Origin of the sequence: Sphingomonas sp. (assembly GCF_025353885.1) — a bacterium.
Taxonomy (GTDB): Bacteria; Pseudomonadota; Alphaproteobacteria; order Sphingomonadales; family Sphingomonadaceae; genus Sphingomonas_O.
Genome location: NZ_JANXNX010000050.1, coordinates 1 through 11,903, shown reverse-complemented (window position 1 = coordinate 11,903; position 11,903 = coordinate 1). Strand labels below are relative to the sequence as shown.

Genomic DNA, 11,903 nt, shown 5'->3' with positions numbered 1-11,903 from the left:
AATCCGCTAACACACTCTGTCAAGCCGCCTTTGACGGGTCGGCACGGGAAAACTGCAGCGTTCCGTCATCGATTCTGCCAAACTTCAGCGCGATCAGGTCAAGCAGGTAATTCTGGTTCAGTTTCCACGGCTTGCGCGACCCCTGTTTGGGCAATTTTTCCAGAGCGCGGGTGATATAGCTGCTCGAAAAGTCGAGGAAGGGCATTTCGGTGACCGCCGGATCATTCCGCCTTGGCGTCGCCACCGCCAGCCCGCGCCGGTCCATATAGTTCATGACCCGGCACACATAGTCCGACGTCAGATCGGCCTTCAGCGTCCACGACGCATTGGTATAGCCGAACACATAGGCCAGGTTCGGCACGTCGCTGAACATCATGCCCTTGTAGCTCATTGTCCTGCCGACATCGACCGCGACCCCGTCGACCGCCAGCGAGAGATCGCCCAGCACAGTCATCGTCAGGCCGGTTGCCGTCACGATTACGTCGGCCGCCAGTTGACCCCCTGAACTCAGCGCGATGCCGGTTGGTGTGAAAGCGAGGATCGTGTCGGTAACGACCTCCGCCCGACCCGATCGGATCGCGGTAAACAGGTCGCCATCGGGAACCGCGCACAGGCGCTGGTCCCACGGATCATAGCGCGGCGTGAAGTGCGTCTTGACGTCATAATCGGGGCCCAGCGCATCGCCGACCATCGCAATCAGGCGCTGCTTTACAGCCACCGGTCGCCGGCGCGCCAACCTGTAGAAGAACGACCCGAGCAGGACGTTCTTCCAGCGGGTCAGGGCATAGGCGAATCCCGGGGATAACCACCGTCGCAGGCGCATCGCGGTGTTGTCCTGCCCCGGGCGCGCCGCGACGTATGACGGCGACCGCTGCAGCATCGTCACCTGCGCGCCCAGATCGCACAGCGCGGGGACCAGCGTCACCGCCGTTGCCCCGCTGCCGATCACGACGATCTTCTTGTCCCGGCAGTCCAGATCGTCGGGCCAGAATTGCGGGTGAACGATCCGACCCGCAAAACGGTCGGCATCGGGAAAATCGGGCCGATGTCCGTCGGCATAGCTGTAATACCCGCTGCACATCATCACGAACCCGGCGGTCAGGGTCGTTGGCGCGCCATCGCGCGTGACCTGCACCGTCCACACCGCGTCCTGCGAAGACCAGTCGGCGCGCACGACCCGGCAGCCGTATTGGATATGCCGGTCGATCCCGTTTTCCCGCGCGGTCTCGCGGATATAGTCCAGGATCGTCGCACCGTCGGCGATGGACTTATCGTCGACCCACGGTTTGAAGCGGTAACCGAGCGTGTACATGTCTGAATCCGACCGGATGCCGGGGTACCGGAACAGATCCCACGTCCCACCACTGGCCGCCCGCGCCTCGAGGATCGCATAGCTTTTGCTGGGGCAATTCTTTTGCAAATGCCAGGCCGCCCCGATGCCCGACAGCCCCGCGCCGACAATTATGACGTCATGATGCACGCCCGGGTTCAACTCGAAAAACTCTGCCACAACAGCCGGATCGAGACGTACAGGATCAGCACCGCAGTCAGCCTGCGTACACCGATCGGCGGCAGTATCGTGACCCCCGCCCGGCTACCGATCTGACCGCCGATCAGCACCGCCATCGCGAGCGGCCAATAGGCAACGACCGGCTGCAACACTGCCATCCCGCCATCCGTGATCTTGCTTAACTGGCCACCCAGCCCGGCGATCGAGTTGGCGAGGATGAAGACCGACGCACTCGCCGAGATGCGTTTGGTCCTGTCCCATCCGATCAGGTGCAGCACCGGCGCCAGGAAAATGCCCCCACCAATCCCCACGATCCCCGACAGCAATCCCAGTGGTGCCGCGATCAGCGGGCCGATGATGCGAAAGCGCGGGACTTCCCCCGCCCCATCCTCGCGCAGGGGCCGCTGGAACAGCAGCAGCACACCTGCACAAAACAGCGAAATGCCCAGCAGCAGGATAAACAGGGTCTTGGAGACGGGCAGCGCACCGCCGACCCACGCCGCGGGCACCGACACTGCCAGCAACGGCCACAATCGCCGCCATGGCACCAGCCCCGCCCGGGCGAACCGGATACTGCCCCCCGTCGCCACGATCAGGTTGCAGGCCAGCGCGATGATCGGGAAAATCTTTTGGTCGACGCCCGCCAGCACCAGCAGCGCGTTATAGGTCGAACCGCCCGCGAACCCGACCGAAGCGTATAACAACGCCGTCGCGAAAAAGGCGGTTACCAGTGCCAGCATCGGTTGCGACTTTCCAATGTTTCAGCCGGATCGCGCCGGTGGTGTAACGTCTAGCATAGCCGACAAAAAGAAGAAGGACGCAGTTTCTGACTGACTTGACTGAGAAAATACCCCCCTAAATCACAGCGCCCCGTGGCAATGCTTGTACTTCTGCCCCGACCCGCACGGACAGGGCGCGTTGCGGCTGACGCGGCCTTCCCAGTCGGCGGGGTCCATGCCCAGCATTTCCTCGGGGTCGGGCTGCACGATCTGCAACGGCGGCAGCCGCGTCGTGACAAAGCCATAGCCGCCACCCGCATCGGCGCTGTCGTCGTCGCCGGTCAGCGCGTCGATATGCGTTGTGAAAATGTCGGGCATTTGCGGCATGTCCATCGGCGGCAGCGCGAACTGGGCATGGGCCAACACCTTCGTCACGTCCTCGCGGATCGATTCCAGCATCCGTTCGAACAGGACGAACGCCTCGCGCTTATACTCGTTGATCGGCGTCTTCTGGGCATAGGCGCGCAAGTGGATGACTTGCCGCAGCGCGTCCAGCGTCGCCAGATGCTCCTTCCAGTGATGATCCAGATTCTGGAGCATGATGCTCTTTTCGACCGATACCCAGGTTTCGGCATCCAGTTCGGCCGCCTTGGTCGCGATGTTTGCGTCGGCGGCTTCCTGGATCCGGCTTTCCATCTTTTCGGCGTCGACCCCTTCCTCGGCGACCCAGTCGGCAATCGGCAGGTCCAGACCCAGGATTTCGGTGACGCGCGTCTGCATGCTCGCGACATCCCATTGCTCGGGATAGCTGTCGGGCGGGCAGGAATCGGCAACGATGCTGTTGACGGTCTCGGCGCGCATGTCGACCACGACATCGTCGACCGTATCGGCGTCCATGATGTCCGAACGCTGTTCATAGATGACCTTGCGCTGGTCGTTCATGACGTCGTCATATTCGACGACCTGTTTGCGCACGTCATAGTTGCGTGCCTCGACCTTGCGCTGCGCGGTCTCGATGGCTTTCGACAGCCACTTCGAGCCGATCGCCTCGCCATCGGGGATGTTGTTGTTCATCATCTTGGAGAACATCGTATCCGGCCCGAAAATCCGCAGTAGATCATCGTCGAGGCTCAGATAGAATCGCGACAGGCCTGGATCACCCTGGCGTCCCGAACGCCCGCGCAACTGGTTGTCGATGCGCCGGCTTTCATGGCGTTCGGTGCCCAGCACGAACAGTCCGCCCGCCGCCAGAACCTTGGCCTTATCAGCGGCAACCACGGCCTTGATCTGCGCGATTGCGGCCTCGCGTTCTGGACCTTCGGGCAGTTCGGACAGCTCGTCACCGACGCGAAACTCGACGTTGCCGCCCAGCTGGATGTCGGTCCCGCGCCCGGCCATGTTGGTGGCGATCGTCACCGCACCCAGGCTGCCCGCCTGCGCGACGATATGCGCCTCCCGCTCATGGAAACGCGCGTTCAGAACTTCGTGCTTCACGCCTTCCTTGGTCAGGAACTCGCTCAGCAATTCGGACTTTTCAATCGACACGGTGCCGACCAGAACCGGCTGCCCGATCTGCGCCTTTTCGGCGATCGACTTGGCGATTGCGGCGAACTTGTCGTTAGTGTTCTTGTAGAATTCGTCTTCCTCGTCGATCCGCTGGACCGGAACATGCGTCGGGATCGTCACCACGTTCATCTTGTAAATGTCGAAGAATTCTGACGCTTCGGTCGCGGCCGTGCCCGTCATGCCGCTAAGTTTGGGATACATACGAAAGAAGTTCTGAAAGGTGATCGACGCCATCGTCTGGTTCTCGGGCTCGATCGCCACGCCTTCCTTGGCCTCGACCGCCTGGTGCAGGCCGTCGGACCAGCGCCGCCCGTCCATCATGCGGCCGGTAAATTCGTCGATGATGACGATCTTGCCGTCCTTCTCGATATAGTCGGTGTCGCGCCGGAACATCACATTGGCCCGCAGCGACTGGTTCAAATGGTGGACGACTTGGGTGTTTTCGATGTCGTACAGGTTGTCACCTTCCAGCAACCCCGCATCCTCCAGCATCCGTTCGGCCTTTTCGGTGCCGTCCTCGGTCAGGATGATCGACTTCTGCTTTTCGTCCATCTCATAGTCTTCGGCGACGAACTGCTTCACCACCGCATCGACCAGCATGTACAGTTCGGACTTGTCGTCGGTGGGCCCCGAGATGATCAGCGGCGTCCGCGCTTCGTCGATCAGGATTGAATCGACTTCATCGACGATGCCGAAACTGAACGGCCGCTGGACCATCTGGCCGCGGTCGTATTTCATGTTGTCGCGCAGATAATCGAAACCGAGTTCGTTGTTCGTGCCGTAAGTAATGTCGCAGGCATAGGCCGCGCGGCGGTTGTCCTCACCGATGTCGGGAATGACGACGCCGACCGTCAGGCCCAGGAAAGTATAGACCTGCCCCATCCAGCCGGCATCGCGCTGCGCCAGATAATCGTTGACCGTGACGACATGGACGCCGTCCCCGGGCAGCGCGTTCAGATAGCAGGCGAGCGTTGCGACCAGCGTCTTGCCCTCTCCCGTCCGCATCTCGGCGATCTCGCCGCGATGCAGGACGATGCCGCCGACCAACTGCATGTCGTAATGCCGCTGTCCCAGCGTCCGCGAGGCGGCCTCGCGCACCGTGGCGAACGCCTCGGGCAGCAGGGCGTCCAGTTTCTCCCCCTCGGCGAGCCGCGCGCGGAACAGCACCGTCTGGTTGGCGAGTTCGGCGTCGCTCATCGCGGAGATGGCGGGTTCGAAGTCGTTGATCTTGGTGACGATCGCACCCAGCGACTTGACGTAACGATCGTTCGACGACCCGAAAATGGCCTTGGCAATACCGCCGAGCATAGGGAATTCCTGTGGATTAAGGGGGGCGGTCGTCGCGCGACTGGCCTGAATTGGTCGGAGAAAGCGTGAGCGCGTGCTAGACGCGCAGGCGGTTCGCATAAATCGGCGCGAGCGCCGCCGGGACCGCGATGATCATCAGCGCAACCGGGCGTGTCATATCGACCGCCCGGGGTAGCCCCGTCACCGGCCGCCGAGCCTGTGCTGCGTCTGCGACCTTGGGCGCCTGAACTCCGCACCGCCCGTCGACCTGATGCGTCTGCGCGAGCGCCGGGCGCGCATAGGCACCCGATCCGACCATCGCCGACAACATGGCAGAAAGGAGCAACAGAAAACGCATCGGCGGCACCCATACGCAAACAGTGTTAACGCGTCCAGAACAACGCCCTTCCTTGCGGCGATTTTAAAGCTAAAGCACCGGAATGCCCTCCCCCATATCCCCCCTTGCCCGCCCGTTCCCAATGCTTTTCGACATTGCCGGAGCCACCCCGCGCATCGCCCGCGCCGGGTATAAGGACTGGGGCCGCTGCGACCTGACGTTTGTGGAACTGGCGGAGGGCACCAGTGTTGCTGGGGTCACGACACTCAGCAAATGCCCGTCCCCCGAAGTCGAATGGTGCCGCGCCGCGCTGACGCTTGGCCATGCCCGCGCGCTGGTCGTCAACGCCGGTAACGCCAATGCCTTTACCGGAGGCCGTGGCCGCGCCGCGGTCGAAGCGATCGCCGCGCGTGTCGCGGGGCACCTCTCCTGCCTGCCGTCGGATGTCTTCGTCGCGTCGACCGGCGTGATCGGGGTGCCGCTGCCCATCGACAAGGCCGAATCCGGGCTGACCGCAGCCTTTGCCGCCCGCCCCTGTTCGTGGGAGGATGCGACCAACACGATCGGCACCACCGATACGTTCCCGAAGGGCGCGCAGACGCAGGCGGTGATCGGCGACCGCACCGTGACCCTGGTCGGCATTATCAAGGGCAGCGGCATGATCGCGCCCGACATGGCGACGATGCTGGGCTTCATCTTCACTGACGCGGCCATCGCTCCTGATCTGCTTCAGGGGATGCTGACCGCCGCCAATCGCGCCACCTTCAGCTGTATCACCGTCGACAGCGACACGTCGACCAGCGACACCGTGCTGGCGTTTGCCACCGGAGCAGCGGGCAACGAACCGCTGACCACCGCCGACGACGCCGGGGCCGACGCCTTTGCTGCCGCGCTTAACGACCTGTGCCGCCAGCTGGCGCACCTTGTCGTCCGCGACGGTGAGGGCGCGACCAAGTTCATCGAGATCCGCGTCGAGGGCGCGAAGTCCGACGCCAGCGCGCACCGCATCGCGCTCAGCATCGCCAATTCACCGCTCGTCAAAACCGCCATCGCCGGACAGGACGCCAACTGGGGCCGCGTCGTCATGGCGGTCGGCAAGGCTGGTGAACCCGCCGACCGCGACACGCTGTCGATCCGGTTCGGCACCACGCAGGTCGCCCGCAACGGCGTTGCGGTCGAGGGGTATGACGAAACCCCGGTCGCCGCGCACCTGACGGGCAGCGAGATCGAGATCGGCGTCGATATCGGGCTGGGCGAAGGCCGCGCGACCGTCTGGACGTGCGACCTGACCCACGGCTACATCAGCATCAACGCCGACTACAGGTCCTAAAGCTCGCTTTCCAGCCAGCCCTTCAGCTGCGATTTCGGTGCCGCGCCGACTTTGGTCGCGGCGGGCGCGCCATCCTTGAACAGGATCATCGTCGGAATGCCGCGCACGCCATATTTGGCCGGAGCATCTGGATTGTCGTCGATGTTCAGCTTCACGATGGTGACCTTTTCACCCAGCTCTTCGGAGATTTCCTCCAGGCTCGGCCCGATCATCTTGCACGGCCCGCACCACTCGGCCCAGAAATCAACCAGCACCGGACCGCTGGCACCGATGACGTCCGTGGCAAAGCTGGCGTCGGTAACTTGAACGGTGGCCATCGTTAATCTCCTGAAATGTTGGACAGTATCTAGGCACCGCGTGGCCGCTTCTCAACTGTCGGCGGCCAAATTCTCGATTGCGTCCTGATAGCCCGGCTTCCAGCGCGCCAGGTCGGCCGCCGACACGCGGTGCAACACCGGCCCCGCGCTATACAGCAACGCCGCCCCGACCGCGCGATCGGGGAAGATCTGCGCCACGACGGCGGCATAGGCCGCCATTTGCCGCAGGTGGTGGACCGGCACCGATCCCGCGTCGCGGGCCACGCGACCGGTCTTGAAATCGACGATCGTCACGGTCGTATCGGTCACGACCAGCCGGTCGACCACCCCCGACACCACGACGCCATCGACCACCCCCGCAACCGGCGCTTCGGCAAGCGCCTCTGGAGCAAACACGTCGGCAAAGGCGGGGTCGTCGATCACCGCCAGCGCCGTATCGACCAGCGCGGCGTCGCCCAGCCACGCGATCCCCGCCGCGCGCCGCCGGTCGCTGGCGACCGCCGGCAATCGTTCGAACAGCCCATGCAGCCGCCGCCCGCGCTCGGCCGCATCGGCTTTGCCAGCCCCGCCTGGCGGACTGGTCACCAGATCGACGCCCAACGATGACGGTGCCAGTGGCCGGGGCGGTCGAGCCTCGACCGGTGCCGCCGACCGCAGCCATTCCGGAACCGCCGCGCCGTCCGGGAGGGCGCGCGCGGCAATCCCCTCGACCCGCGCGCCCACGGCACCCACGGCGTAATCCGCCCGCGACCCCCACACCGGATCGGCGACGCCCACCACCTCCAGCCGCGCCAGCGCCCGCCCGATCGCCGCGTGCCAGCTTTCGACCGGCACCACGCCTTTCGCCCGCGTGCCCAGCGACCCGGCGACGACCAGCCGTTCCCCGGCCCGCGTCATCGCGACATACAGCAGCCGCCAGTGTTCGCGCCGGTCCTTTTCCTCGGCCTTGTGTGCCGCCGCCTCCAGCGATTCGACCAGTGCCCGCTCCGCCGCGCGCGGCCGGAACAACGGCACTTCGTCGGGATAGAGGCTGTCCAGCACCCATTCAAAGCCGCGCGCCCCGCTGGCATCGGGATCGCCCGCTGCATCGGCCAACACGACCAGCGGCGCCTCCAGTCCTTTTGCGCCATGTACCGTCATCACGCGGACGGCATCGCCTGCCCCCATGGCGTCACGCACGATCTCGCCCTCGCCCCGGTCGAACCAGTCCAGGAATCCCTGCAACGACGGCGTCCCCTCGCGCCCGAATTGCAGCGCGGTGTTCAGCAGTTCATCGATCGGATCGCGCGCCTCCTCACCGAGTCGTGCGATCAGTTTGCGCCGACCCTGCAACGGCCCCGACAACAGGTTTTCCAGGAATTGGAACGGCGTCACCCGGTCGGCGGCGTTCAGTATCGCCAGCAGCGCGTCGTGCGTTTCGCCCTCGGGCATCGCCGCCCACAACGTCCCTTTGCGCCCGTGCGCGACGGTGAACAGCGCTTCCTGATCCCAGCCCATCAGTGGCGAAACCAGCAGCGCGGCCAGCGTCAGATCGTCGCCGCGCTGCACGGCAAAACGGATTGCCGCCAGCAGATCCTTCACCGCCAGCGGTGCCTGCAACCGCAACCGGTCGACCCCCGCCACCGGCACCCCCTCGGCCTGCAACCGCGCCACCAGCAACGCCGCCAGTTCGCCGCGCTTGCGGACCAGGATCATCACGTCCTCGGGCCGAAGCCAGCGCTTGTCCCGTTCCAGCCAAAGGCGTTCGGGACCGGCTTCCTGCAACCAGCCCCGCACCTGTTTCGCCAGCGCGCCCGCCAGCTTGCGGACATGGTCCTCGACCCAGCCTTCCTCGCCGTCATCGTCAACAGCGCTGTCGCCGGACAGGGGGTGCAACAGCGTCACCTGGCCAAAGCCACCGCCGAAACTGACGTGGGGCTGCGACGCCTCGGGCAATCCAAGGGCGACATGACCCAGTTCGTCCAACAGCTTGTCGACCACATCCAGCACCGGCTGCGACGACCGAAACGATGCGTTCAGCGACAATTGGACGATCTCCCGCCCGGCATCTTCCGCCTGGCGATTGAACCCGATCCGGGCCGCGTCGTAGTGATCGGGGTCGGTGCCCTGAAAGCCAAAGATCGCCTGTTTGAAATCGCCAACGGTAAAGATCGTCCGCTCGACCCCCGCCCGCGCGCCATCGCCTGCGAAAAACTCGCTCGCCAGCCCGGCAACGATCTTCCACTGGCGCAAATTGGTGTCCTGCGCCTCGTCCACCAGAATATGGTCGGTCGCCTGGTCGAGCTTGTAGCGGATCCAGTCGCCGATGCCCGGTTCGCCCAGCAACCGCCCGGTCAGCCGGATCAGATCGTCGAAATCGACCAGACCGCGCGCGCGCTTGGCCGCGGCATAATCGCGGGCATAGCGTCGCCCGGCATGAAGCGCCGACGCAATCGCCATCGCCAGTTCGGCGCGCGCGGCCCGCGCACACAACGCGCCGCACCAGTCGTTCAGCCGTTCGCGCAGCGCGGCGAATTCATCGTCCTTGGGACCGTTCTTGCGGAAATCGCCGCTTGCGGTCGCCCAGATCAGCGTCAATCCGGGCAATTCGGCGGCGCGCTGTTCGGGCGTTCCCAGCAACCATTCGGCAATCCGGTCGGCTGCCTCTTCGCCGGTCTTGGTCGCCCAACCGGCATACATGCGCGCCATCTCGATCAACGCAGGCTGGTCGAACGCGCCATCGGTGCAGGCGAGCGCAATGTCGCCAGCCTGAAAGTCCGACGGCACGTCCATCGCCCGCCGCACCAGTGACTCCAGCCCCTCGGCCCCTTCGGGCAGCGCATCCAAAGCCTCCCCCGCCCGCGCCGCGCGTGACAGAAACCGCCGCGCCTCGTCCTCGCCCAGCCGCCGACTGAGCGCACTCAGGTCGCCCAGCAACCTCCGCTCGCCTTCGCGCTCCGCTGTGACGACCATGTCGGCCAGCACGCTTTGCCCCAGCGCCGACTCCTCGCGCCCCTCGATCGGGCGAAAGCCGGGGATGAGGCCCGCTTCCAGCGGAAACCCGGCGAGCAGCGTCTGGCAGAACGCATGGATCGTCATGATGCGCAGGCCACCGCCGCGCGATTCAAGGACTCTGGCGAACAGCGTGCGGGCATGCTCGCGCTCGGCGGGGCCGGATGCTTCGCCCAGCGCCTCCAGTTCGCGAAACAACAATTTGTCGTCCAGCCGCACCCACCACGCCAGCCGCTGGTGCACCCGGTTAGCCATCTCCGCCGCGCCCGCCTTGGTGAACGTCAGGCACAGGATCGATTCGGGGCTGACCCCGCGCAACAACAGCCGCAACACCCGCGCCGACAGGACATAGGTCTTGCCCGTGCCCGCGCTCGCCGACAGCCAGACATGCTCCAGCGGATCGGACGCGGTGCGCTGCTCGCCCTTTAACGGGGCGTGCGGTTTGACCAGCGGGGCTTTCATGACGTCGTTACCCCCTCCCCGTCACCCCGGCGCAGGCCAGGGCCTATACGGCTGTCCGCACATACGGCGTTTCCTAGAGACGGCCGTATAGGCTCCGGCCTGCGCCAGGGTGACGAAGTCGGATCAATCCTCACGACCATACCATTCATCCCGCCGCATCAACTGGTCGTAATCGTCATAAACCGCATATTCGGGCACCAGCTTGGCGGTAAACGCCTCGGTCCCCGTCAACCATTTGCCCGCAGCGTCGGCGAACTGCCCCGCCGAAACGGCGACGAAATCCGCAGGCGCGATCGTCGATCGGCCCCCGACCGGCGATGTCACCTTGCCGAAACCGCCCTTGCCGTCGCTTGCCAGCGACCAGTATTCGAACACGCTCGCCCTGCCCGAAACCCCGTCGAACCCGCCGCGCTCGGCAATCAGGCCCAACAGGCCCAGCTGCATCGAAAACCCGGCGGCAACGGCCTTTGGCGACGGGGCCTTGCCGGTCTTGTAATCGACCACTGCCAACGCCCCGTCGATCCGGTCCAGGCGGTCGGCGCGGCCCTGCAACGTCACGCCTGCAAATTCGATTTTGCCGTCGATCTCGCTGCCGACCACTGTCCGGCCCTGCGACCGATCCTCGGCTATCCGCACCGCGATCCAGTCGATGGCCTCGGTCAGGCGCGGTTGCCACAGCGCGCGCAGCAACGGGTGCGTGCCCGCGTCGTTCAACAATTCGGTCACCCGTCCACGCAGTTTTGCGGGGTCGAAGCCGTCGTCCCTCGCCCATTTGTCGAGCACCGCATGGACCGCCGTCCCCCGCCACGCCGGCCCGGGATCAGCGTCGATGGCCTCCAGCTTCGGCAGCTTCAGCATGGCCTTGGCGTAAAAGGCATAGGGGTCGGCCTGCAGCCGATCGACGTCGGTCACAGATATTCGGCGCGGACGGAGGGCGGCGGGCGGCGTTGGCGCGGGTCGTCGGGGCATCGGCGTCCGCCGGTCGGGCGTATCGATCGCCGCGGCCAGCGCCACGATTCTGTCGTCATGGACAATCCTGCCGGTCATCGCGTCGAGCCGCAGCCAGAAGCGCGAGGCGATTGTCGGCGACCGGGCGTCGCGTCTGGCTCGCGTAATCAGGACCTCACGCCCGCCCAGTGCCGTCGCCAGGTCGTGCGCCGCGAGCCCGACCCGCCGCTCCGTCCCGCCCAGCCCCAGTTCGATGCGAACGCGCGGGGCCAGCCACGGATCGGGCGCGGGGCTGGCGGGCCAATTACCCTCGTTCAGCCCGCCGAGGATCAGCAGGTCGGCCTGTTGCAGCCGCGCCTCCAGCAATCCCCAGATGGCGATGCGCGGATGCCCGCCCTGCGGCGGGCGCACCGCAATCTCGCCCATCAATTGCCGG

General features: G+C 65.3%; 8 protein-coding genes. 1 reads left to right on the top strand and 7 read right to left on the bottom strand.

From position 1 onward, the window contains the following. Window positions 1-19: 19 nt before the first annotated feature. The 4 genes from Q0R02_RS05290 to Q0R02_RS05275 all read right to left on the bottom strand — a co-directional run bounded on the left by Q0R02_RS05290 (window position 20) and on the right by Q0R02_RS05275 (window position 5,440). Window positions 20-1,510: an NAD(P)/FAD-dependent oxidoreductase gene (locus tag Q0R02_RS05290; RefSeq protein ID WP_293881446.1), complete on the bottom strand. Its 1,491-nt coding sequence runs from the start codon at window positions 1,508-1,510 to the stop codon at window positions 20-22. After that, entirely contained in the window at window positions 1,489-2,250 is a 762-nt protein-coding gene (locus Q0R02_RS05285; protein WP_293881444.1) for a sulfite exporter TauE/SafE family protein, read from the bottom strand. Before Q0R02_RS05285 ends, Q0R02_RS05290 begins: the two co-directional genes overlap by 22 nt. 120 nt (window positions 2,251-2,370) lie before the next feature. After that, on the bottom strand, window positions 2,371-5,103 hold the full coding sequence (gene secA / locus Q0R02_RS05280) for a preprotein translocase subunit SecA (RefSeq protein WP_293881442.1): 2,733 nt from the start codon (window positions 5,101-5,103) through the stop codon (window positions 2,371-2,373). 76 nt (window positions 5,104-5,179) lie between these two features. Next, window positions 5,180-5,440 carry a hypothetical protein gene (locus tag Q0R02_RS05275; protein ID WP_293881440.1) on the bottom strand — a complete coding sequence of 87 codons (261 nt, stop codon included), beginning with the start codon at window positions 5,438-5,440 and terminating at the stop codon, window positions 5,180-5,182. 82 nt (window positions 5,441-5,522) lie between these two features. On the opposite strand from Q0R02_RS05275, the gene argJ reads away from it, so the two are divergent. Continuing rightward, window positions 5,523-6,749 carry a bifunctional glutamate N-acetyltransferase/amino-acid acetyltransferase ArgJ gene (gene argJ / locus Q0R02_RS05270; RefSeq protein WP_293881439.1) on the top strand — a complete coding sequence of 409 codons (1,227 nt, stop codon included), beginning with the start codon at window positions 5,523-5,525 and terminating at the stop codon, window positions 6,747-6,749. Here the strand turns inward: argJ and trxA are convergent. The 3 genes from trxA to Q0R02_RS05255 all read right to left on the bottom strand — a co-directional run. Further along, on the bottom strand, window positions 6,746-7,066 hold the full coding sequence (trxA, locus tag Q0R02_RS05265; RefSeq protein WP_293881437.1) for a thioredoxin TrxA: 321 nt from the start codon (window positions 7,064-7,066) through the stop codon (window positions 6,746-6,748). The two genes, argJ and trxA, sit on opposite strands and share 4 nt — an antisense overlap. A gap of 51 nt (window positions 7,067-7,117) precedes the next feature. Beyond that, on the bottom strand, window positions 7,118-10,519 hold the full coding sequence (gene addA / locus Q0R02_RS05260) for a double-strand break repair helicase AddA (protein WP_293881435.1): 3,402 nt from the start codon (window positions 10,517-10,519) through the stop codon (window positions 7,118-7,120). 123 nt (window positions 10,520-10,642) lie between these two features. Next, on the bottom strand, window positions 10,643-11,903 hold a 1,261-nt coding region (locus Q0R02_RS05255), incomplete at its 5' end, for a PD-(D/E)XK nuclease family protein (RefSeq protein WP_293881433.1).

Excerpts from the sequence above, each read along its gene's own strand:
- Q0R02_RS05275 (WP_293881440.1), bottom strand. The coding sequence starts at position 5,440 with ATGCGTTTTCTGTTGCTCCTTTCTGCCATGTTGTCGGCGATGGTCGGA.
- Q0R02_RS05285 (WP_293881444.1), bottom strand. The coding sequence starts at position 2,250 with ATGCTGGCACTGGTAACCGCCTTTTTCGCGACGGCGTTGTTATACGCT.
- addA (WP_293881435.1), bottom strand. The coding sequence starts at position 10,519 with ATGAAAGCCCCGCTGGTCAAACCGCACGCCCCGTTAAAGGGCGAGCAG.
- trxA (WP_293881437.1), bottom strand. The coding sequence starts at position 7,066 with ATGGCCACCGTTCAAGTTACCGACGCCAGCTTTGCCACGGACGTCATC.
- argJ (WP_293881439.1), top strand. The coding sequence starts at position 5,523 with ATGCCCTCCCCCATATCCCCCCTTGCCCGCCCGTTCCCAATGCTTTTC.
- secA (WP_293881442.1), bottom strand. The coding sequence starts at position 5,103 with ATGCTCGGCGGTATTGCCAAGGCCATTTTCGGGTCGTCGAACGATCGT.